A 21,620-nucleotide genomic window follows, 5' to 3' on the forward strand; every position below is an offset into this window, starting at 1 on the left:
CAGCAGTTCTCGACGCCGGCCAACATCGCGCTGTCGCGCTTCGGGCTGGAGTTCATCCGCGACGCCAACCGGCACCTGTCGGTGGACGGCGACCCCGTCGACCTGGGCCTGCGCGAGCCGGGCTACCTGTACCTCGCCACGCCGGCGGGGGTGGGCGTGCTGGAGGCCAACCACGCGGTGCAGCGCGCCTGCGATGTGGACGTCGCGCTGCTGGCGCCGGACGAGTTGGCGGCGCGCTTCCCGTGGCTGAGCACGCAGGGGATCGCGCTGGGTTCGCTCGGCCTGTCGGGGGAGGGGTGGTTCGACGGCTACAGTCTGATGCAGGCGTTCCGGCGCAAGGCCAAGGATCTGGGCGCCACCTTCATCGCCGGAGAGGCCGCCGCGATGACGCTGGAGGGTGGCCGGGTGACGGCGGTGACGCTGGCGGACGGGCGGCGGCTGGACTGCGGCACCGTAGTCAACGCCGCCGGCCCGCGGGCGCGGAGCGTCGCCGCCATGGCCGGGGTGGAGTTGCCGGTGTCGGCCCGCAAGCGCTGCGTCTTCGTCTTCGACTGCCGGGAGGAGCTGCCGGGCTGCCCGCTGGTCATCGATCCGTCGGGCGTGTGGTTCCGGCCGGAGGGCCGGCAGTTCATCTGCGGCGCCCCGCCGCCCGAGGAGCGCGACCCCGACACCCTCGACCTCACCGTCGAGCACGATCTGTTCGACGAGATCCTGTGGCCGGCGCTGGCGGAGCGCGTGCCGGCCTTCGAGGCGATCAAGGTCACCAACGCCTGGGCCGGGCATTACGAGTACAACGACGTCGACCAGAACGCCGTGATCGGCCCGCACCCGCAGATTCCCAACCTGCTGTTCGCCAACGGCTTCAGCGGCCACGGCCTGCAGCACGCGGCCGGCGTGGGGCGCGGATTGGCGGAGTGGATCACCTGCGGCGCGTGGCGCAGCATCGACCTCTCCCCCTTCGCCTATGAGCGCCTGCGCGAGGGCCGGCCGCTGGTGGAGAACTGCGTGATTTGACGGGGTAATCGCCCTCCCCCACTCCACCTCCCCTCCCGCGCCTTTGCCCGCCGCCGGCTGGCGGCGGACCATGGCGTGGGGAAGAGGGAGGGCGCCGGATGCTCGGCACGCTCAGGCTGGTCCTGGCGCTGGTGGTGGTGCTGTTCCATGCGGGGGTTCCGGACCCGTGGCCGCAGACCGGGGTGGCGGCGGTGGCCGTGTTCTACATGGTGTCGGGCTTCGCCATGACCGGCCTGCTCGACCGCCACTTCGCGGACGGGGGCGGCGGCATCGGCGCCTTCTACCGCGACCGGCTGTTGCGCATCCTGCCGCAATACTACGTGCACCTCGCCTTCTACACGGCCGTGATCGTCACGCTGGGGCCGGTTTCCTATTTCCAGTACGGCACCGTCGACGCCACCGTGGTCGTGGGCTACCTGACCGTGGTGCCGCTGTGCTTCTTCCTCTACTCCGCTTCGCTCAGCACCTACATGATCATCCCGCAGGCGTGGTCGCTGGGCACGGAGCTGCTGTTCTATGCCATCTTCCCCTGGCTGCTGCGCGGGCGGAACCGGGAGGTGTGGTGGACGGTGGCGTGCCTGACCGCCTTCGTCGCCGCCACGCAGGGGGTGCTGGACCGCGATTCCTTCACCTACCGCATCCCGCCGGGGCCGATGCTGTTCTTCATGATCGGCCATTTCCTGCAGCGGCGGCGCGGCGGGCCGGTGGCGGCGGTGCTGGGCGCGCTGGCCGTCAACGCCGTGGTGCTGGCCGCGAAGGGTGAGTTGACGGAAGCGTACAATTTGGAGCTGCACGCCGCAGCGTTCCTCGGCACGGCGGCGGTGGCGCTGCTCGGCCACCGACGGTCGGGGCGGCTGGACGAGGCGCTGGGGGCGGCGTCCTACGGCTGCTACCTCGTCCACTTCGCCTTCATCTTCATCGCCGAACACCTGGGCATCACGGCGGCCCTGCCCTTCCCCACGTACGTCGCGGGGATCGCCGCGCTGTCGGTGCTGGCCGGACACGCGACGCATGTGTGGGTGGAGCGGCCCTTCGCCGCGTTGCGCCGGGCGCTGCGCGGCGGCTGGAAGACGGACCAGGACGGCCTGCGAATACCCCTATGAAAAGTGCATTTACTTGGATGCCCATAAGAAATGTATGGAGTAAGTCGAAGGTTGCACACAGATATTAGCTTGAATTAATGTACGCGCCGGTCTAAGTTCTTCTCTGTGAGCGGGGCCGCGCAGCAGCCGCCCCGATCGGCCAGACAGTTTGACTTCTTTCATGCGACGGCGCGCGACACACCGCCCGCCGACCGAGCCCCCGTGTGCCCGGTCGAGCCAACGACACGCGGAGCGGCGCCAGGAGGAGACGGTGAGAGATGACGGACAGACCACGTCCACATAACCAAGCATTGCAGTCAGATATACATCTCGGCCGGCGTGCCCTGCTGACCGGAGCGGCGGCGGCCGTGAGCGGCGCCGCAGCCGCCCGCGCGGGCGGCATTCCCAAGGACTTGCCAGACTGGACCGCCGGCATGGGCCCCGGCGTGACCGACGAGCCGTATGGCGCCCCTTCGAAGTTCGAGGCGCACGTCGTGCGCCGCAACGTGGAGTGGCTGACGGCCAGCACCGAGTCGTCGGTCAACTTCACGCCGCTCCAGGACCTGAACGGCATCCTGACGCCGAACGGGCTGTTCTTCGAACGCCACCACTCCGGCCGCGCCGACGTAGACCCGGCGCAGCACCGGCTGGTCATCCACGGCATGGTGGAGCGGCCGGTGAGCCTGACCATGGAGGACCTGTACCGTCTTCCGCCGGTCGACCGCATCGCCTTCACCGAATGCGCCGCCAACGGCGGCATGGAGTGGCGGGGCGCGCAGCTGAACGGCGTGCAGTTCGTGCGCGGCATGCTGGGCTGCGCGCAGTGGACGGGCGTCAGCGTCCGCACCCTGCTGGAGCACACCGGCGTGCGGCTGGGGGCGAAGTGGGTGCTGGCGGAAGGGGCGGACAACGCCGCGCTCGACCGCTCCATCCCGCTCGACAAGATGCTGGACGACGCCGTCGTCGCCTACGCCCAGAACGGCGAGCGGCTGCGGCCCGGCCAGGGCTACCCGATCCGCCTCGTGCTGCCGGGGTACGAGGGCAACATGTGGGTGAAGTGGCTGCGCCGGCTGGAGGTGGGGGACGAGCCCTGGTACACGCGCTGGGAAACGTCGAAGTACACGGACCTGCTGCCGACCGGGAAGGCGATCAGGTTCAGCTTCGTGCAGGAGGCCAACTCGGTCATCACGGCGCCGTCGCCGGAGAAGCCGCTGAACGGGCCGGGGCCGTACGTGATCCGCGGGCTGGCGTGGTCGGGCAACGGGCGCATCGCGCGCGTCGACGTCTCCACCGACGGCGGAAAGAACTGGGTGCAGGCCCCCTTGCAGGAACCGGTGCTGCCCAAGGCGCTGACGCGCTTCTACCTGCCGTGGCGCTGGGACGGCGGCTCGGCCCTGCTGCAATGCCGGGCAATCGACGAGACCGGCTACGTCCAGCCGACCATCGAGGCACTGCGCAAGGTGCGCGGACGCAACGCGATCTACCACAACAATTCGATCGTCACGTGGCTGGTCAACACGACGGGCGAGGTGGAAAATGTCCAGGTTGCGTAACGCCGTGCTTGCCGCCCTGTTGGCGGCGTGCAGCCCCGCGCTGGCCGGCCAGTCCACTCAGATCGGCATCGGCACGCCGCTGACGCCGGAGGAGATCGCCCGCTGGGACATCGCCGTGCGCCCCGACGGCCGCGGCCTGCCGCCGGGCAGCGGCACCGCCAAGCAGGGCGATCCGATCTACCAGGAGAAGTGCGCCGCCTGCCACGGCGAGTTCGGCGAGGGTGCTGGGCGCTGGCCGCAGCTGGTCGGCGGCCAGGGCACGCTGACCTCCGACAACCCGGCCAAGACGCCGGGCAGCTACTGGCCCTACGCCACCACGCTGTTCGACTACATCCGCCGCGCCATGCCCTTCGGCGCCGGCCAATCGCTGAGCAACGACGAGGTCTACGCCATCACCGCCTACCTGCTGGCGGAGGAAGGCATCATCGCCGCCGACGCCGTGGTCGACGCGCGCAGCCTGCCGGCGATTGCCATGCCCAACCGCGACGGCTTCATCGACGACCCGCGCCCGGACGTGCCGAAGGCCGCGGTGGTGGAGCTGTGCATGACCAACTGCGCGGAGAAGGTCACCATCACCGGCCACGCCCGCAAGATCGACGTGACGCCCGACCGGCAGGCGGCGGCGCGCGGGGAGTGAGGAACCCCAACGCGTCGCCCCCTCACGGCCGGATGTAGGGCCAGCCCTTTTCCTGGAGTTCCATCAGGCGAACGACGCCGGCCGGGACCTCGGTGGCTTCGGCGACGAGGGGGATCTCCTTGCCCTCGGCCTTCTGCATGCCGGCGCGGGTGTTGCCGCAGGCGACGAAGGCGACGTTCGGCATGCCCTGGCGGAACGACTTCAGGCGGTCCTTCACCGGCGAGGTGTCGTCGCGCAGCATGTGCAGGCCGGGGCCGTAGGCGACGATCTCGATCTCCACCTGCTCGCCCTTGCCCGTGTAGTAGCCGGTCGCATTGGCGGCGTTGTTGAGCGCCAGGTTCATCGCCTGGGGATCGTTGACGTTCACCTGGATCGCCAGATGGTGGACGCCCTTGTGCTCGTGCATGGCGGACGCCGCCGAAGCGCCCCCCGCCACCAGCAGGGCCGACAGAAGAAGCGCGCGCAATGGCCTGGTCATGAGGTCCTCCCGGGTGGGTTCCGTTGGTTCCTTCGTGCTTTCCCATGAAGGTGCGCTTTCCCGCGACCGCCGGCAACCCGCCGGCCGGCCGGGCGCGGGGGAGCCAGGGCATATTGACGCGGAAGACCGCCGGACTCTTTCAAAACCAAGGAGTCGCGTCCTCATACGATTATATGGGCACGGCTTTGTCATGGCCCGGCGTGCCGGATTTGCTTAACATCGGGGATGCGAACCCGTATCGTTTGGGTAGGGACACCACTTAGGGTTTATGCGCTTCGGCGGCGGCGGTGCGGCCATGCCGCGGGCGGTGCCATCATGACAATGACCGCGAAGATAACGGGCATGGTCCGGCCTTTCCTGCGATGCCTGCAGGCGGCGGCGGCGGCGGCCATGCTCGCCGGGCCGGCATCGGCGGGCGAGGCGCTGGTGGTCGCTGTCAACCGCGACGACCCGCCCTTCGGCTACATCGACCCGACGGGCGAGCCGACCGGCTTCAGCGTCGAGTTCGCCCGCGCCATCTGCGCCGTCATGGCGGCGGCCTGCCGGCTGGAGCCGACGCGCTTCCAGGACGTGCTGTCCGGCGTGGTGTCCGGCAAGTTCGACTTCGCGGTCGCAAACGTGCTGCGCACGCCCGAGCGCGAGGCGCAGGTCGACTTCTCCGACCATTACTTCCGCTCCTCCTCCTGCTTCATCGGGCGGCCGGGCATGGTGGCCGGCACCGCGCCCGGGGATCTCGCCGGCCGGGTCATCGGCGTGACCGCCGGTTCCGTGCAGGAACGCTGGCTGCGCACGGCCTACAGCGGTTCGGTCGTCATGGTGCTGCCGTCGGTGTCGGAAGCGACGGCGGCGCTCCTGGACGGCACCGCCGATCTGATGCTGGCGCCGACCATGTCCAGCTTCGAGTTCCTCATCTCCCCCGAAGGCGGCACCTTCGAGATCATCGGCGAGCCGTTCCACGACCAGGGCCTGGGCGGCGAGGTGGCGATCCCCCTCGCCAAGGGCCGCGACGACCTGCGCAAGCGCCTGAACGACGCCATCGCCGTGATGCAGCGCGACGGCATCCTGGACCGCGTCGTGCTGCGCTACTTCCCCTTCCGTGTGCGCTGAGGGCAAAACCGGATGACCAGCTTGCCCCGCCGTCTGCTGCGCGCCGCTGCCCTTGCCCCGGCCGCCCTCGCCGTCGCCGCCCTGCTGGCGCTGGCGGCCCTGCTGGCGTCGCCGGACGCGCGGGCGGGGGACGCCTTCACCGTGGCGGTCAACGACAACGACCGGCCGTTCGGCTACACCGACGAGCGCGGCGAGCTGACCGGCTTCAACGTCGACATCGCCCGCGCACTGTGCCGCGCGCTGGCGGCGGAATGCCGGCTGGTGCCGGCGCGCTTCCCGGATTTCGTGCCCGGCGTGGCGGACGGGCGGTTCGACTTCGCCGTCGCCAACCTGCTGCGCACGCCCGAGCGCGAGCGGGTGGTGGACTTCACCGGCCGGCTCTGGCGCTCCTCCTCCAGCTTCATGGGCCGGCCGGGCGCGGTGCCCGACCTGAAGCCCGCCTCGCTGGCCGGCAAGACCATCGGCGTGCAGAAGGGCGGCGTGCAGGAACGCTGGGTGAAGGAGACGCTGGGCGCCCAGGCGACGGTGAAGACCTTCGACACCATCGCCGAACGCAACGCGGCCCTGCTGGCCGGCAACATCGACCTGGCGCTGGGCTCGACCGTCGGCAACTTCGTTTTCCTGAACTCGCCGGACGGCGCGTGGTTCGAAATCATCGGCGACCCGGTGTTCGACCAGGGCCTGGGCGGCGACGTGGCGATTCCCGTGGCCAAGGGCCGCGAGGCGCTGCACCAGCGGCTGAACGCCGCGTTGGCGGCCATCCTCACCGATGGCACGTTCAGCCAGATCAACGTCAAATACTTCCCGATCAGCGTGTACTGATGAGCGACGCGACAGCAGCCCCTCCGGGCGCAGACTCCCACGGTGTTCCCGGCGGCCCGCCCAACCGGCCGGGCCTGCCGCTGCGCCGGCTGCTGGTGATCGGCGCCGCCGTTCTGGCGGCGGTGTCGGCCGCCGTGTTCGCCGTGATCATCATCACGCAGTCCCGCATCTCCGAGGTGGCGCTGAACACCCGCGACCACCTGCTGCCGCAGATCCTGGCGCAGCACGACACCTCGCGCAACGTCGAGCGGCTGCTGTTCTTCGGCGAGATGGTGCTGAACGCGCGCACCACGGTGAAGCGGCGCGAGGGGCGGCTGTCGGCCCAGGTGCTGGCCTATGATCCCAGCTTCCGCTTCGATCCGGAGGTGGAGGCCCGCGTCAAGGAGACCTACCACACCATCGTGGCGCTGGCCGAACAGCGCGAGCGGCGCGACGCCCTGGCGCTCCAGGTGCTGCGCCAGCAGTTGGAGGCGGAGGACGCGCTGATCGCCGTGGCCGCCGCCAGCGGCGATGCCACGGCGGGGCGCGACCTGCACCGCCTGCTGCTGGAAGTCGCCCACGCTTCGGACGAGCCGGCATTGCGCCCGCTGGCCGACCGCTTCCTGGCGCTGGCCGCCGCCCGGCCCGATCCGGCGGCCGGCACGCTGCGGCGCGTGGTCGAGCTGAAGCGCGAGGTGTTCGCCATCGACCGCTCCAACTCGGCCACCTGGGACGCGGCGGTGCAGCGCCTGAAGCAGATCACCGACGCGCTGTCGGTGCGCGCCGCCGTGCAGACCGGCAACCGCTTCACCGAGATCGTCAAGCAGGCCAACCGCGCCGACACCGTGGCCGTCGCCGGCTTGGCCGGTTTCGCCCTGCTGGTGTCGGCGCTGGTGCTGGTCGGCCACCGCTTCGTGCTGCGCCCGCTGACCGGCGCCACGCGCATCCTGGAGAACGCGGCCCAGGGCGGCGAGACGCCGGACCTGCCCAAGAGCCCGATCGCCGAGGTGACCTCCATCGTCGCCGCGGCCAAGTCGCTGACCGAATACACCCACGCGCTGGACGAGGAGCGGCGCAAGGTCGTCCAGGTGCGCCTGGAGGCGGCCGCCGCGCGCGAGAAGGAGCTGCGCGTGCTGGTCGCCCAGCGCACGCACGAGCTGGAGCAGGCCAAGGAGCGCGCCGAATCGGCCAACCGGGCGAAGAGCGTGTTCCTCGCCAACATGAGCCACGAGCTGCGCACGCCGCTGAACGCCGTGCTGGGCTTCTCGCGCCTGATGATGCACGACGCCAACCTGCGCCCGGAGCACCGCGACCACCTGTCGATCATCAGCCGCAGCGGCGAGCACCTGCTGCAGCTCATCAACGACGTGCTGGACATGTCGAAGATCGAAGCCGGCCGCATGAAGCCGGAACCGGTGAACTTCGACCTGAAGCGCATGGTGCTGGACGTCTCCAACATGCTGCGCGTGCGCGCCGAGGAGAAGGGGCTGCGCCTGATCTCCGAACTGGGGCCGGAGGTGCCGGCGCACGTGCGCGGCGACGCCGGCAAGCTGCGCCAGGTGCTGATCAACCTGCTGGGCAACGCCATCAAGTACACCGACGAGGGCGGCGTGGCGCTGCGCCTGGGCCTGGGAAGCGAGATCAAGGACGGCAAGGTGCATCTGGTGGGCGAGGTGGAGGACACCGGCGTCGGTATCCCGGCCGCCGACCTGAAGCGCATCTTCGAGCCGTTCGAGCAGGTCTCCTCCTTCGATCAGAACAAGGGCACCGGCCTGGGGCTGGCCATCACGCGGGAGTTCCTGGAACTGATGGGCGGCACGCTGTCGGTGCAGAGCGAGCACGGCATGGGTTCCGTCTTCCGCTTCGCGCTGCCGCTGGAACGGGTGGACGAGGCGACCGCCAACCCGGCGCGGATGCTGCCGCGCCGCGTGATCGGGCTGGTGCCGGGCCAGCCGGACTACCGGATCCTCATCGTCGAGGACAACCCGGAGAACCGTCTGCTGCTGCGCCGCCAGCTGGAGGGCGTGGGCTTCACCGTGCGCGACGCCGCCGACGGGGCGGAGGGCGTGCGGGTCTTCGCGGAGTGGCGGCCGCACTTCATCTGGATGGACCGCCGCATGCCGGTGATGGACGGGCTGGAGGCGACCCGCACGATTCGCGAGATGGACGGCGGGCGCGAGACCGCCATCGTCGCCATCACCGCCAGCGCCTTCACCGAGCAGGCGCAGGAGCTGCGCGAGGGCGGCTGTGACGATTTCGTCCGCAAGCCCTACCGCGAGGAGGAGATCTTCGCGGCTCTCGAACGCCACCTTGGGGTGAAATTCCGCTATGCCGAACCGGACGCAATGCCGGATCCGGCGGCGGAAAAGGGTGAGCTGTCGGCCGAGGCGCTGCGCCGCCTGCCGCCGGAACTCGTGGAAGAACTGCACCGGTGCGTGACCCAGCGCGCCGTTTCCGCCACCGGCAAGCTGGCCGACCGCGTGGCATTGCACGAACCGGCGCTGGCCAACGCCATTCGCGGCTTGCTGAGCCGCTTCGACTGGAAGACACTGGGCGCATTCCTGGGCGACAATCTCGCCATGGATGCCGCGCAGCAGGGGGGCGCAGGCCAGTGAGCGATCGGATCCTCATCGTCGACGACATTCCCGACAACCTCTGGGTGCTCAACGAGATCCTGGGGCGGGAAGGGCACGACGTCCGCGCGGTGACCAGCGGCCACGAGGCGCTGGAGGTGGCCGCCCTGGCCCCGCCCGACCTGGTGCTGCTGGACATCCGCATGCCGGAGATGGACGGCTTCGAGACCTGCCGGCGGCTGAAGGAACTGGCCGGCCTGGGCGACGTGCCGGTGATCTTCCTCAGCGCCTCCTCGGACATCAACGACAAGCTGAAGGCCTTCCAGGGCGGCGGCGTCGACTACATCGAGAAGCCGTTCCAGGAGGCGGAAGTTCTGGCGCGCGTGCGCAACCACCTGCGCCTGCGCCGGGTGCAGGTGGAACTGGCCGCCGCCCGCGACACGCTGGAGGACAAGGTCGCCGAGCGCACGCGCGAGCTGGCCGAGCGCGAGGCGGCGCTGGAATACCTCGCCTACCACGATTCGCTGACCGACCTGCCGAACCGCAAGAAGCTGCTGGCCGCCATGAACGCGCGGCTGGCGGAGAAGATGCCGTTCGCGCTGCTGCTGCTCGACCTCGACCGCTTCAAGGAGATCAACGACGCGCTCGGCCATCCGGTGGGTGACGAGCTGCTGATCCAGATCGCCGAGCGGCTGCGCGCCGATGTGCCGGAGGAGGCCGGGCTGGTGGCGCGGCTGGGCGGCGACGAGTTCGCGATCGTGCTGAACCGCACGACGTTGCGCGAGGCGGAGGTGCACGCCGGCCGCGTGCTGACGGCGCTGGACCAGCCGTTCAGCCTGGGCGGCCTGCGCGTGCGCGTCGGCGCCAGCGTGGGCATCGCCATGCACCCGCAGGACGGCGCCACCACGTCGGAACTGCTGGTGTGTGCCGACATCGCCATGTACGCGGCCAAGCGGCGGCTCGGCGGCTACTCCGCCTATTCGGCGGAGATCGGGCAGGTCAAGCCGACGCGGCTGGAACTGCTGCCGGAGTTCAACGAGGCGGTCGACCTGGGCCAGCTCGTCCTGCACTACCAGCCCAAGCAGCAGCTGGCGGACGGCACGGTGGCCGGGCTGGAGGCGCTGGTGCGCTGGAACCACCCGCAGCGCGGGCTGCTGATGCCCGGCGACTTCCTGCCGCTGGTGGAGATGAGCGACCTCGTCTGCAAGCTGACGGAATGGGTGATCGACGCGGCGGCGGCGCAGGCCGTCGCCTGGGACGCGGTGGGCATCCGCACGCCGATCGCCGTCAACCTGTCGGCCCGCAACCTGGTGGACGAGAGCCTGCCGGACTTCGTGCGCGCCGTCGTCGAGCGGCACGGCGTGCCGCGCGACCGGCTGGAGTTCGAGATCACCGAAACGGCGATGATGGTCGACCCCGACCGCGCGCTGCACACGCTGGAGCGCATCGCCGAACTGGGCATGGGGCTGGCGATCGACGATTTCGGCACCGGCTATTCCTCCTTCGCCTTCGTGCGCCGCATGCCGCCGCTGACGGCCATCAAGATCGACCGCTCCTTCGTGGTGAAGATGCCGTCGAGCCGGCCCGACGCGGTGGTGGTGAAGTCCATGGTGTCGCTGGCCCGCGGCCTGGGCGTGGCGGCGGTGGCCGAGGGCGTGGAGGACGAGGCGACCATGGACGCGCTGCGCCGCTGCGGCTGCCATCAGGTGCAGGGCTACCACATCGCCCGGCCCATGGACGCCGCCCGCGCCGAAACCTGGCTGCGCCAGCAGCCCACCGCCGCCGCCACGCCGCTGGGCCGCGCGGGGTAGCGGAACGCCGCCCCTTCGCCATCGTTGACCAACGCCCGCGGGGACCAATCCCCGTGGACTCGGGAGGCGTCGATGGCCGCAAGGATTGCGCGCGCCCTGTTGCTGACCACCCTGATGCTGGTTGCCCTGCCGCTCACCGCCGGGCCGGCGCTGGCGCACGCGCCGGGCGGGGCCGGATGGGTGCCGGACGCGTGGTCGGCCGGGCCGCTGGCGCTGGGCGCCGGCCTCTACATGGCCGGGTGGCGGCGCTGGCAGGCGTGGCGGGCGGTCTTGTTCTGGGCGGGCTGGGGGTGCGCGGCCGTCGCCCTGCTCTCCCCGCTCTACGGCCTCGCCGAGGATTCCTTCGCGGCCCACATGGTGGAGCACGAGCTGCTGATCGCCGTGGCGGCCCCGCTGTTCGTGCTGGCGCGTCCCCTGGGCGTGCTGCTGGCGTCGCTGCCGTCCGGCGCGCGGCAGGCCGGGCGCTGGGGCCGGCTGTGGGCGTGGGCGACGGCGCCGGTGACGGCAACGGCGCTGCACGCGGCGGCGCTGTGGCTGTGGCACCTGCCGGCGCTGTTCGACGCGGCGCTGGAGGGACGGGGCGTGCACGCGCTCCAGCACCTTTGCCTGTTCGGCACGGCGCTGCTGTTCTGGTGGGCGATGCTGGTGGGGCGCGGCGCCGGGGCGCGCGGCGTCGCCGTGCTGTGCCTGTTCGTCACCGGGCTGCACGGGGTGCTGCTGGGCGCGCTGCTGACGCTGGCGCGCGTCCCGGTCTACGCCTATGGGGTCTACGCCTATGGCGCCGCCGGCTTCGACGCGCTGGGCGACCAGCAGCTGGCGGGGCTCATCATGTGGGTGCCGGGGGCGATGGTGTACGTCGGCGCGGCGCTGGCGCTGCTGGCGCCGGTGCTGGCGCGGACGGACTGATGCGGAAAGGGCGAAGGCCGGCGGGGGGTTCCCGCCGGCCGCATTAGAACCCTTACTGGCTGGAGCCGCCGGAGCCACCGCCGGCGCCGCCGCCGCTGGCAGCACCACCGGTGTGGCCCGGAGTGCCGGCAGCACCGGTGCCGCCGACGCTCGGCCCGCCGCCCAGGCTGGTCGTGCCGGACGTGCTGCCCGAGCCGGAGCCGCTCAGGTTGCCGGTGCCGCCGGTCATGCCGGAGCCCGAACCGGACGACATGCCCGACGAGCCGCTGGTGCCCGCACAGCGCGGGTCGGTGCTGTTCGCCACGCAGTTGAGCGGGACGTTGCTGGTGGTGCCGGCGGAGGAGCTGCCGCTCTTGCCCGACGTGGCGGACGACTGGCCGCCGTCGGCCGCGCCACCGGTGCCACCCGCGCCGCCGCCGGTCTGCGCCATGGCTGAACCGGCGATCAGGGCCAGCGCCGACACGGCGCCGATCATCCAACGATGCATGGTGTCGTTCCCTTTGCAGTGAACAGTGAAGCCCCCCTTCGGGGCGCCTTACCGCAAGAGAACAGTCGGCAGCCGAACCCATTGCGCGGGAAACGGCGATGCTCAAGGATTACTCCGCTGCGAGGCTCCGGCGTTCGAGTTCCGCTTCCAGGTCGCGCACGCGGGCCTGAAGCGCGTCGGCGCGCGCCTTCTCGTGCAGGGCCAGCTTCGCCACCAAGGCCATGGCGTCCCATTCGCGGGCGCGGGGGCCGCGCGCCTCGGTGCGGACGGTGGCGCGGGCGACGCCTTCGGGCAGGCCGGCGCGGGCGATGGCCTCGGCCAGCGTCAGCAGCGCGACGGTGTCGTCCGGGCCGAAGCCGACGGTGATCACCAGCCGATCCTGGCCTTCGCGCGCGACGCCGACGACACCGGGAAACGTGAACGGACCGCTCATCCTCAGCCTCCAGACGAAAGGGGCGTCCTTGGTAGCGGCACCGGCGCGCCCCTGTCAAACGGCCAAGCGTCACAGCCCCATCCATCGGCCAACCCACGGACCGGCCACCAGGAAAGGCTTTCTTTATCCTTTCCCCGGTAAAGTCAGGACAAGAGCAAGAGCAATACACGGGTCCCAAGGATCATTCCACGACATCGACACAGACAGTAAACATCACAGAAATACACAAACAGAAAGAAGAAATTTTATTTCCGCCGGATGTTCGATCCCGCGGATTCGGGAGGTCGGAGGGTCCCATGATCGTCGACAGCCTTCGCGTGCGGCTTCTCATCCCGCTTCTGGTCGTCGCCTTGCCGGTGACGCTCAGCTGGGGGGTCCAGATCCTGTCGGACTACCGGAACGCGCAGCAGCATCTGGCGCAGGAGGTGCGGAACCTCGCCGACCTCGCGGTGCAGGTGGAGCGCCAGCAGATCGACGCCGCCAACCGCTTCATGAAGGCGCTGGCCGAGACGGCGGAGTTCCGCGCCCTGTCGCCGGAATGCCAGGCGATCCTCGACTATCAGGCGATGGGCACCGACAGCTACACCGTCGTCGGGCTGATGGACACCAACGGCGCGATCATCTGCCGGACCGGCGCCGCCCCCCGCATCGGCAGCACCATCACCGACCCGTGGGTGCGCGAGGCGCTGCGCACGCCGGGGCTGGCGACGCAGGGATACCGGCTGGGCCCCGTCTCCGGCCGGCCGGCGCGGCCCATGGGGTACGTCATGGCGGACAACGCCGGACGGCCGACCGGCGCCGTCTTCGTCGGGCTGAACCTGCGCTGGCTGGCCGACCTGAACCCCGGCCAGCACCTGCCCCAGGGATCGCACGTCACGGTGTTCGACGAGGCGGGCACGATCCTCGGCCGCTATCCGGACGACGATTACGTCGGCAAGACGCTGCCGGACGCCACCTTCGTGCGCATGGCCGCCAGCGGGCCGGAGAACGTTCTGGAATCCGGCCCCGGCCTGGACGGCGCCACCCGCCTCTACGCCATCGAACCGCTGTTCCCGGCGTCCGGCGCCGGCAGCGCCAAGGTCTTCGTCGGCGTCAGCGTGCCGGAGGCGACGCTGTACGCGGCACCGCGCGCCCAGATGGCGACGATGACGGCCACACTGCTGGGCACGCTGGCCCTGGCGCTGTGGCTGGCGTGGCGCGTCGCCACCCGGTCCGTGGAACAGCCGATCCGCGAGGCGGTGCAGATCGCCCGGCGCATCGGCCAGGGCGACCTGAAGGTCCGCACCGGCGTGCTCCACGGCTCGCGCGAGATCCGTTCGCTGGGCCGGGCGCTGGGCCACATGGCGGCGTCCCTGCAGCGCCACCGCAGCCAGCTGGAGGCGGCGCAGAAGCTGGCCGGCCTGGGCAGCTGGCGCTGGCCGATGCACGACGGCACGGCCGAGTGGTCGGACGAGATGTACGCCATCTTCGGCGTGTCGCGGCAGGACTTCGTGCCGACGCTGGAAGCCATCCTCGCCCACATCCACGCCGACGACCGCGGATACGTCGAGGCGCAGCTCCAGGACGCGCTGGCCACCGGGCGCACGCACCATTTCCAGGCCCGCATCCTGGTCGGCGACCGGGTCCGCCACTGCCGCTGCGTCGCCCAGAGCGACGCCGTGGCGGAGGGCAAGCCGCCACGCCTCGTCGGCGTGATCCACGACATCACCGAGCTGAAGGAGACCTACGACCAGCTCCGCCAGGCGCAGAAGATGGAGGCCATCGGGCGGCTGACCGGCGGCATCGCGCACGACTTCAACAACCTGCTCCAGGTCGTGCTGGCCAGCGCGGAGATGATGGCCGACGAGGAGATCCCGCTGTCCCCGCAGGACCAGCGCGCCATGGCGGCGACCGTCTGTCAGGCGGCCGAGCGGGGCGCCAACCTGACGCGCCGCCTGCTGTCCTTCTCGCGCCAGCAGGACATCGAGGCGGCGAGCGTGGACGTGAACGCGCTGGTCCGCGACATGAACCGGATGCTGGAGCGCACGCTGGGCGAGGACATCGCCATCGAAACCGTGCTGGCCGACACCCCCTGGCCGGTGTGGGCGGACGGCGCGCAGCTGGAGGCGGCGATCCTCAACCTGGCGGTCAACGCGCGCGACGCCATGCCCGCCGGCGGACGGCTGGTGATCGAGACGGCCAACGTGGTGCTGGACGAGGACTACGCCGTGCGCGCCGGGGTGGCGGCCGGCGACTATGTGGCGGTGTCGGTCAGCGACACCGGCTGCGGCATGGCGCCCGAGGTGATGGCCCGCGTGTTCGAGCCGTTCTTCACCACCAAGGAGGTCGGCAAGGGCACCGGGCTGGGGCTGCCGATGGTCTACGGCTTCGTCCGGCGTTCGGGCGGGCACGTCAGGGTCTACAGCGACGTCGGCATCGGCACCACGGTGCGCCTGTACTTCCCGCGACAGACGGCGGCGGAACGTTCCGACAGCCCGGCCGAAGGGGCCGAGGCGCCACCGCGCGGCACCGAGACGGTTCTGGTGGTGGAGGACGACGATCTGGTGGCCGTCGTCACCTGCGAGCGGCTGCGCCACCTGGGCTATGGCGTGCTGCACGCGCGCAGCGGCCCGGAGGCCGTGGCGCTCCTGGAACAGGGGATGGCGATCGACGCGCTGATCACCGACATGGTGATGCCCGGCGGCATGTCCGGCGCCGACGTCATCCGGCGCTTCCGCGAGGTCCGGCCGGACCTGCCGGCCATCGCCACGTCGGGCTATGCCCTGGCCGCGGCCGTGCGCAACGGCAGCCTGCCACCGGGGACGGTGATGCTGGGCAAGCCGCACCGCCTCGCCGAACTCGCCAAAGCGGTGCGCGCCTGCCTGGACCAGCCGGTCCGGGCGCCGGCCGGCTGCGGCGTTTGAGCGGGAGGCCGCGATGATCGCCACCGGTCAATCCATTCTCGGCCATTCGGTTCCGGCTCATTCCATCCTCATCAAGGCCGCCGCCGTGCCCGTGCTGGTGATGGCGGGGCTGGGCCTTGCCCTGCTGCTGCTCCCGGCGGGGTTTCCGCCGGCGGTTCCGGTGGCGTTCGGCGCGGCGCTGGCGGCGGGCGGGGCGCTGGCGCTCGTGCGGCTGCTGCGTCCGGCGGCGGAACTGGCGCGCGCGGTCGAACGGCTGGCGGCGGGCGACACGGCGGGCGAGCTTCCCGGCACCGGGCGGCCGGACGAGTTCGGCCGGACGGCGCGCGCCGCCGCCGCCTTCCGCGACGCCATCGCCGCGCGCCGGCGCGCGGAGGAGCGGTTGAGCAGCTTGGCCGCCAACCTGCCCGGCCTCGTCTACCAGCGCATGCTGCACCCCGACGGCACGATCACCTATCCTTACTTCAGCGAGCGCCTGCGCGAGATCACCGGCCACGATCCGGCCGCCGTGCAGGCCGACCCCGGCCTCGTCAGCCGCATCATCCCCGCAGACTGGCGGGAAGCGATCGCCAAGGCCTTCGCCCGCTCGGCCCGGACGATGCAGACGCTGACCCTGGAATACGAATACCTGAACGCGGCGGGCGAACGCCGCTGGGCCTACGGCGTGGCACGGCCGCGCCGGCTGCCGGACGGCACCCTGCTGTGGGACGCCCTCATGCTGGACGTCACCGAGCGCCGCGAACTGGAGCGCCGCAACGCCGAGATCGAGCGGCAACTGGCCGAGGCGCGGCGCCTGCGCGCGGTCGGCACGCTGGCCGGCGGCATGGCGCACGAGATCAACAACGCCCTGCTGCCGATCTTCGGCAACGCCGAACTGGTGCTCGACGGCCTGCCGCCCGACAGCCCCGATCGCGCCTGCCTGTCCGACATCCTCGTCGCGGCGCAGCGCGTGCGCGCCCTGATCGACCGGCTGTCCGCGCTGGAGGGCGGCGAGACCACGGCGCAAGGCCGCGTGGCGTGGCCCGAACTGATCCGCGACGCCGTGGAATCGCGGCGCGCCAGCCTTCCCGACGGCGTCGTCATCGACCTGCCCCCGACCACGGGCGCCGGGGTCGCCCGCGGCGACTCCGGACAGATGACGCAGGTGCTGTCCACGCTGCTCAACAACGCCGTGGAGGCGCTGGGGCCGGGCGGCGGGCGGATCGAGGTGGCGGTGACGGACGAGATCCTGCTGCTGCCCCCTGCCCCCGGCCTGCCGCCCGGCGCCTACACGCGCCTGCGGGTGCGCGATGCCGGGTACGGCATGGACACGGAGACGCGCCAGCGTGTGTTCGAACCCTTCTTCACCACCAAGGAGGTCGGCCTGGGACAGGGGCTGAGCCTGTCGACGGCCTACAGCATCGTCCGCGGGCAGGGCGGGACGATCCTGGTGGACAGCGAACCCGGCAGGGGGACGACCATGGACGTCCTGCTGCCGACCGTTCTACAACCGGAACCGGTCCCGTCGGCCTGACACGGGCGGCGGGCAATGGACGCGCAAGGGAGGTGCCCATGGCGAATATCCTGGTGGTCGACGACGACCACATGGTCCGGCAGGTGCTGCGGACCAGCCTCGAGCGCGCCGGGCACCACGTGGCGGTGGCCGGCAGCGGCACGGAGGCCCTGCGGCTGATGGAGAAGCAGGCCTTCGACGTGGTGGTGCTGGACGTCATCATGCCGGAAAAGGAGGGCATCGGCACGCTGATCGAGGCGCGCCAGAAGCACCCGCGCATGAAGACCATCATGATGTCCGGCGGCGGGCGCACGGGGCGCTTCGACTACCTGGAGATGGCCAAGCGCCTAGGGGCCGACCACACCCTGCAGAAGCCCTTCCCGCACAAGAGCCTGCTGGACCTCGTCGACCGCTGCCTGGCCGACGCGGGGCAATAGGGTTTACCCCACCACCCAGCGCTCGGCGAAGGCTTCGGGCGGCTGCGGGCGGTCGAACAGGAAGCCCTGGCCGCAGTCGCAGCCGAAATCGCGCAGGCGGTCGCGCTGTTCGGCGGTCTCCACCCCTTCCGCCACCACGGCGAGGTCGAGTTCGTGGGCCAGCATGACGACGGCGCGCACGATCTTCTCGTGCGGGCGGCTGGTGGTCATGCGGGCGACGAACGACTTGTCGATCTTGACCTGCGCGATGGGGAACTGGTGCAGGTGGCTGAGCGAGGAGCAGCCGGTCCCGAAATCGTCCAGCGAGAACTGCACGCCCATCGCCACCAGCGCCTCCATGGCGCGGCGGGTCCGCGCCCCGTCGCCGAGCAGCGCGGTTTCAGTCAGTTCCAGTTTCAGCAGTTCGGGTGGCAGGCCGCTGTCCCGCAGCAGCCCGGCGACCACGGATTCCAGGTCGGCGCGCTCGAACTGCACGGCCGAGACGTTGACCGCGACCGGCACGGCGAGGCCGTGGCGCCGCACCCACCCGGCGAAGCGCCTCACCGCGGCCGACAGCACCTGTTCGCCCAGCGGCAGGATGAGGCCGGTGGTTTCGGCCAGCGGAATGAAGCGGTCGGGCGGCACCGGCGCGCCGTCCGGCCCGTCCCAGCGGACCAGCGCCTCGGCCCCGGTCATCCTGCCGCTGCGCAGGCAGACCTGCGGCTGGAAATGCACGGCAAGGCCGCGGGTCTCGATGGCGGTGCGCAGGCCGCTTTCCATGAGGAGGGCGGCGCGCACCTCGTCCTCGCCACCGCTGTAGCGGGCGACCTTGCCGGAAGCGCGCAGGCGCACCCCGGCCATCGCCGCCCCGGCGTGGCGGAGCAGCGCTTCCGGCGACGCGCCGTCATGCGGAAACACGGCAAAGCCGATGCTGGCGCTGGGCGAAACGGCGACGCCGCCGTCCCCGACGGGCTTGGCGACGGCGTCGAGGATCCGGTGGGTGCGGGCGGCAAGATCCTCCTCCTCGCCGACGCCGGCCAGCACGATGCCGAACTCGTCGCTGCCGATGCGCGCCAGCACGTCGTCGGGACCCAGCAGAGCGGACAGGCGGCGCGTGACTTCGGTGAGGACGCTATCGCCGAAGGAGTGGCCGAGCGCCTCGTTGATCAGGCGGAAGCGGTCGATGTCGAGGTCGAGCAGCGCGAAACGCGTGCCCGACGCCTGATGGCGGACGACCGCCTCGCGCAGCACGTGCTCGAACAGCGGGCGATTATAGACGCCGGTCAGCTCGTCGAAGTAGGAGACCTGGAGCAGCCGCTCCTCGGTCGAAACCCCATCGGTCATGGCCGCGTGTCCTTGGTCCGGACATCGGACGGGTCGGTGTAGACATGCGCGTAGGCGTCGCCCAACTCGAATGGCTCGATCTCGCCCAGCCGTTCGGCGTCCGGCCCGATGATCTCGCCGCCCACGTATTCGAAGCCGTCGCAAACCGCCGCCGCCAGCAGGCTGAGCGTACGCACGCCATGCACGTAGCAGCGCAGCCCGAAACGGTCGGCGCGCGCGCGGAAGATCTGCAGCTTGCGGATGATGTCGGCTTCCGGCAGGTCGAGATCGACGATATCGGTGCCGACGGCGTGGACGCCGATGCCGAGGAAGTCTTCGAACCGGGGGTAGTCGATGTCCACCCGCACCAGCACGGCGCGGCCGGAACCCTTCAGCGCGTTCACCGCAGCCGGCAGGTGCAGCGCCGTCATGCTGCCCGCCGGCTCGACCAGTTCCCACACCAGAAGGGAGCGCAGCGGCGGCGCGATGCTCCGGCACAGGCCCAGGAACTCGCGGCTGATCGGGCCGCCGGCCAGGGTGGAATGGTGCACGGGAACGACAAGGACGCCCCGGCCCGTGCCCCGGCCCGCGCGCTGCCCCAGCGCGTCCAACTCGGCCACCGCCTTCAGCGCCACGACGCGGTCGATCAATGCCACCAGCCGGCTGTCGGCGGTGTCGGGCAGCAGAGCGGTGCCGGCGACCAGCCGCGCCCCGGCGCGCATCGCCACCTGGCAGAGACGGGCGTTGATGACCTGCCGCGGCACGTGCCACAGCGGGCTGTGGAGGAACGCCAGCTCGGCGTTCTCCAGATCCTCCTCGGTCCGCGGCACGGCCACCAGTCCGGCGCCGGTGGCGGTCAGGGCCGCCTCCGTCCGCTCGATCAGGCCGCGCAGCACCGCCAGCAGAGCGGCGCCGTTGCCGGGTGCGGCCGGGGACGCGGGGGTGTGCGGCAGCACCGTCCAGGCCGGATCCGCGCGCACCTCGCCGGCGGGCGCCCGCGGCATCGTGGCGGCCAGCGCGCGCTCGGCGTCGCGCAACAGGTCGAGCAGCGTGGCCAGACGGTCGGGCGTGGGCGCGGCGGCGCTGCCGGCGCCCTTGGGCTGCCGGGCGGTCAATTCCAGTTCGACCTGCCGCACCATGTCTTCGATGACGGGGGGCAGGCCACCCTTCGGGTTGTCCGGGCGGGCGGCGTCGCGGGCGCTGTACTGGTCCGCGTTGTCGAGGAGGGCGTTGAGCGCGTCGGCCGTGTCGAAGCGGGTGATGTCCATGGTGCCGTCGACGCGCGTGGTGGCGCTGCACACGTCGATGGCGCTCATCGCGGCGTTCTGGCCGAACAGCTTGCCGGCGATCTCATCGGCGATCAGCGCACACTTCAGCCGTGCCTCGGCTTCCGACAGCCCGTCGAAGACAATGACGTAGACGCCGTCCTCGCAGCGCGAGAAGAAGTCGCGCGGCGACAGACGGCGCGACAGGCTGAGGCGGATCAGCTGGTCGACCTTGTCGGCCAGCGCCGGCCAGCGCGGGCCGAAGCGTTCCGCCAGCTTGCCGAGGTTCAGCAGGTGGACGCGGCCGCCGACGGCGGTGCCGCTGCGGGCCAGCACCTCGCGCAGCTTCTGCTGGAAGTCGGCCTTGGCCTGCGGCGCCGGGACCGGTTCGGCGGGGCCGGCCGGCCCGGACGGTTTCGCCGATGGCGCGGCGGCGCGCTCGGGCTCGCCCGACAGGAGGGTGAGGAAGCGGTCGAACAGCGTCATGCCGGATGCTCCGCCGCCAGGGGGGGGGCGTGGAACGCCTTCTGGTCGTCGATCACCATGTGCGGGATGAGCCGCGTCTCGACCCAATGTTCCAGCGTGTCGGGAATGCCGTCGAGGAAGCCCAGCATCTCCTCCCGCAGCGCCGCCAACTCCTGCGCGAGTTTTTCGTGCTGGTGCCGGTGCTCCACCAGGAGAAGAGAGCCGATGGCGGCGAAGTATCGGTCCTCATCGTCAAAATGCTTCGTCGTGTAAAGGCCAAGCGCGTCGAACGCCTGCCCGATCACCGCCTCGCCCTTTCCCATCTTGACGGCATCGTACAGGAGATTCGCCAGCACGAGGAGTTGCCGGTGCTGACCGTCGATGGTGTGGTCGCCGACTTCATACTCTGGCTTCCATGCAAATCGTGCCGAGCCCATGGCGGCGCCCTCCTGGTACCTACACGAGTATTCATGTGGTTCATACAGGATAGCAGGCTAAGATGAGCGAGTGGTTAAGACTCGTTCACAACCATGCCGCGCGCAACGTCCGGCGACGCGCAACGTAACCGGGATCATGCGCACGGCAAAAAGCCCGCCTCCGTAGGAGGCGGGCTTTTTGATGTTTGGTTGCGGGGGCAGGATTTGAACCTGCGACCTTCAGGTTATGAGCCTGACGAGCTACCGGGCTGCTCCACCCCGCGGCAAGGCGGTTGCGTGTTGGGGGGAGGTCTGTGAGAAGGGTTTGTTTGTCGATCGGGGGCATGCGCGGCTGGAAGACCTGGCGGCGACCTACTCTCCCACGCCTTGAGACGCAGTACCATGGGCGCTGAAGGATTTCACGGCCGAGTTCGGGATGGGATCGGGTGTTGGGGCCTTCG

18 protein-coding genes, 1 tRNA gene and 1 rRNA gene are annotated in these 21,620 nt (G+C 70.9%); 12 read left to right on the plus strand and 8 right to left on the minus strand.

All coding sequences use genetic code 11. The features are described 5' to 3' along the window. The 4 genes from VED21_RS08385 to VED21_RS08400 all read left to right on the plus strand — a co-directional run. A partial coding sequence (locus VED21_RS08385) for an FAD-binding oxidoreductase (protein ID WP_324881880.1) occupies positions 1-1,014 on the plus strand: 1,014 nt, incomplete at its 5' end. Positions 1,015-1,112: 98 nt separating this feature from the next. Further along, on the plus strand, positions 1,113-2,117 hold the full coding sequence (locus VED21_RS08390) for an acyltransferase (RefSeq protein ID WP_324881881.1): 1,005 nt from the start codon (positions 1,113-1,115) through the stop codon (positions 2,115-2,117). Positions 2,118-2,464: 347 nt separating this feature from the next. Continuing rightward, positions 2,465-3,649, plus strand: coding sequence for a sulfite dehydrogenase (gene soxC / locus VED21_RS08395; protein WP_324881882.1), 1,185 nt, complete (start codon positions 2,465-2,467; stop codon positions 3,647-3,649). Beyond that, complete coding sequence (locus VED21_RS08400) at positions 3,633-4,286, plus strand: cytochrome c (protein ID WP_324881883.1); 654 nt, start codon at positions 3,633-3,635, stop codon at positions 4,284-4,286. Before soxC ends, VED21_RS08400 begins: the two co-directional genes overlap by 17 nt. Before the next feature lie 22 nt (positions 4,287-4,308). Here the strand turns inward: VED21_RS08400 and VED21_RS08405 are convergent, their stop codons facing one another. Further along, positions 4,309-4,764, minus strand: coding sequence for a DsrE family protein (locus tag VED21_RS08405; protein WP_324881884.1), 456 nt, complete (start codon positions 4,762-4,764; stop codon positions 4,309-4,311). A gap of 342 nt (positions 4,765-5,106) precedes the next feature. Here VED21_RS08405 and VED21_RS08410 point away from each other — a divergent pair, with 342 nt between their 5' ends. The 5 genes from VED21_RS08410 (at position 5,107) to VED21_RS08430 (ending at position 11,962) form a co-directional block, all read left to right on the plus strand. Beyond that, positions 5,107-5,871: a transporter substrate-binding domain-containing protein gene (locus VED21_RS08410; protein ID WP_324881885.1), complete on the plus strand. Its 765-nt coding sequence runs from the start codon at positions 5,107-5,109 to the stop codon at positions 5,869-5,871. 12 nt (positions 5,872-5,883) lie between these two features. Beyond that, positions 5,884-6,693: a transporter substrate-binding domain-containing protein gene (locus VED21_RS08415; RefSeq protein ID WP_324881886.1), complete on the plus strand. Its 810-nt coding sequence runs from the start codon at positions 5,884-5,886 to the stop codon at positions 6,691-6,693. Next, entirely contained in the window at positions 6,693-9,287 is a 2,595-nt protein-coding gene (locus VED21_RS08420; RefSeq protein WP_324881887.1) for an ATP-binding protein, read from the plus strand. The genes VED21_RS08415 and VED21_RS08420 overlap by 1 nt, the downstream gene beginning before the upstream one ends. Continuing rightward, positions 9,284-11,056, plus strand: a complete 1,773-nt coding sequence (locus VED21_RS08425) for a putative bifunctional diguanylate cyclase/phosphodiesterase (protein WP_324881888.1) — start codon at positions 9,284-9,286, stop codon at positions 11,054-11,056. Before VED21_RS08420 ends, VED21_RS08425 begins: the two co-directional genes overlap by 4 nt. Before the next feature lie 72 nt (positions 11,057-11,128). Then, a complete protein-coding gene (locus VED21_RS08430; RefSeq protein WP_324881889.1) occupies positions 11,129-11,962 on the plus strand; it encodes a cytochrome c oxidase assembly protein in 834 nt (277 codons plus the stop codon). Between the two features lie 52 nt (positions 11,963-12,014). On the opposite strand, the gene VED21_RS08435 is transcribed toward VED21_RS08430, so the two are convergent. Both VED21_RS08435 and VED21_RS08440 read right to left on the minus strand, forming a co-directional pair. After that, positions 12,015-12,449 carry a hypothetical protein gene (locus VED21_RS08435; protein WP_324881890.1) on the minus strand — a complete coding sequence of 145 codons (435 nt, stop codon included), beginning with the start codon at positions 12,447-12,449 and terminating at the stop codon, positions 12,015-12,017. A gap of 109 nt (positions 12,450-12,558) precedes the next feature. Continuing rightward, entirely contained in the window at positions 12,559-12,882 is a 324-nt protein-coding gene (locus VED21_RS08440; protein ID WP_324881891.1) for a hypothetical protein, read from the minus strand. A gap of 296 nt (positions 12,883-13,178) precedes the next feature. On the opposite strand from VED21_RS08440, the gene VED21_RS08445 reads away from it, so the two are divergent. Genes VED21_RS08445 through VED21_RS08455 form a run of 3 tightly spaced genes read left to right on the plus strand, consistent with a single transcriptional unit; the run spans position 13,179 to position 17,711 of the window. Then, positions 13,179-15,785 (plus strand): ATP-binding protein, encoded by a 2,607-nt coding sequence (locus tag VED21_RS08445; RefSeq protein ID WP_324881892.1) that lies wholly within the window; start codon positions 13,179-13,181, stop codon positions 15,783-15,785. A 13-nt stretch (positions 15,786-15,798) separates the two neighbouring features. Continuing rightward, positions 15,799-17,295 carry a two-component system sensor histidine kinase NtrB gene (locus VED21_RS08450; protein WP_324881893.1) on the plus strand — a complete coding sequence of 499 codons (1,497 nt, stop codon included), beginning with the start codon at positions 15,799-15,801 and terminating at the stop codon, positions 17,293-17,295. Positions 17,296-17,333: 38 nt separating this feature from the next. Then, complete coding sequence (locus VED21_RS08455) at positions 17,334-17,711, plus strand: response regulator (protein ID WP_324881894.1); 378 nt, start codon at positions 17,334-17,336, stop codon at positions 17,709-17,711. Between the two features lie 3 nt (positions 17,712-17,714). On the opposite strand, the gene VED21_RS08460 is transcribed toward VED21_RS08455, so the two are convergent. The 5 genes from VED21_RS08460 to rrf form a co-directional block, all read right to left on the minus strand. Then, positions 17,715-19,034, minus strand: coding sequence for a bifunctional diguanylate cyclase/phosphodiesterase (locus tag VED21_RS08460; protein WP_324881895.1), 1,320 nt, complete (start codon positions 19,032-19,034; stop codon positions 17,715-17,717). Further along, on the minus strand, positions 19,031-20,764 hold the full coding sequence (locus VED21_RS08465; RefSeq protein WP_324881896.1) for a hypothetical protein: 1,734 nt from the start codon (positions 20,762-20,764) through the stop codon (positions 19,031-19,033). Before VED21_RS08465 ends, VED21_RS08460 begins: the two co-directional genes overlap by 4 nt. Further along, complete coding sequence (locus VED21_RS08470) at positions 20,761-21,180, minus strand: hemerythrin domain-containing protein (RefSeq protein WP_324881897.1); 420 nt, start codon at positions 21,178-21,180, stop codon at positions 20,761-20,763. The genes VED21_RS08465 and VED21_RS08470 overlap by 4 nt, the downstream gene beginning before the upstream one ends. Positions 21,181-21,366: 186 nt before the next feature. Then, a tRNA-Met gene (locus VED21_RS08475) sits at positions 21,367-21,443 on the minus strand. A gap of 75 nt (positions 21,444-21,518) precedes the next feature. Further along, positions 21,519-21,620: ribosomal RNA gene (gene rrf / locus VED21_RS08480) — 5S ribosomal RNA — on the minus strand; the annotation flags it as partial.

The organism is Azospirillum sp. (genome assembly GCF_035627195.1).
In the GTDB taxonomy this organism is placed as follows: Bacteria; Pseudomonadota; Alphaproteobacteria; order Azospirillales; family Azospirillaceae; genus Azospirillum.

Coding starts and splice junctions, on each gene's coding strand:
- VED21_RS08455 (WP_324881894.1), top strand. CDS start 17,334: ATGGCGAATATCCTGGTGGTCGACGACGACCACATGGTCCGGCAGGTG.
- VED21_RS08400 (WP_324881883.1), top strand. CDS start 3,633: ATGTCCAGGTTGCGTAACGCCGTGCTTGCCGCCCTGTTGGCGGCGTGC.
- VED21_RS08445 (WP_324881892.1), top strand. CDS start 13,179: ATGATCGTCGACAGCCTTCGCGTGCGGCTTCTCATCCCGCTTCTGGTC.
- VED21_RS08460 (WP_324881895.1), bottom strand. CDS start 19,034: ATGACCGATGGGGTTTCGACCGAGGAGCGGCTGCTCCAGGTCTCCTAC.
- VED21_RS08420 (WP_324881887.1), top strand. CDS start 6,693: ATGAGCGACGCGACAGCAGCCCCTCCGGGCGCAGACTCCCACGGTGTT.
- VED21_RS08430 (WP_324881889.1), top strand. CDS start 11,129: ATGGCCGCAAGGATTGCGCGCGCCCTGTTGCTGACCACCCTGATGCTG.
- VED21_RS08440 (WP_324881891.1), bottom strand. CDS start 12,882: ATGAGCGGTCCGTTCACGTTTCCCGGTGTCGTCGGCGTCGCGCGCGAA.
- VED21_RS08390 (WP_324881881.1), top strand. CDS start 1,113: ATGCTCGGCACGCTCAGGCTGGTCCTGGCGCTGGTGGTGGTGCTGTTC.
- VED21_RS08435 (WP_324881890.1), bottom strand. CDS start 12,449: ATGCATCGTTGGATGATCGGCGCCGTGTCGGCGCTGGCCCTGATCGCC.
- VED21_RS08410 (WP_324881885.1), top strand. CDS start 5,107: ATGGTCCGGCCTTTCCTGCGATGCCTGCAGGCGGCGGCGGCGGCGGCC.
- VED21_RS08415 (WP_324881886.1), top strand. CDS start 5,884: ATGACCAGCTTGCCCCGCCGTCTGCTGCGCGCCGCTGCCCTTGCCCCG.
- VED21_RS08465 (WP_324881896.1), bottom strand. CDS start 20,764: ATGACGCTGTTCGACCGCTTCCTCACCCTCCTGTCGGGCGAGCCCGAG.
- VED21_RS08470 (WP_324881897.1), bottom strand. CDS start 21,180: ATGGGCTCGGCACGATTTGCATGGAAGCCAGAGTATGAAGTCGGCGAC.
- VED21_RS08405 (WP_324881884.1), bottom strand. CDS start 4,764: ATGACCAGGCCATTGCGCGCGCTTCTTCTGTCGGCCCTGCTGGTGGCG.
- VED21_RS08450 (WP_324881893.1), top strand. CDS start 15,799: ATGATCGCCACCGGTCAATCCATTCTCGGCCATTCGGTTCCGGCTCAT.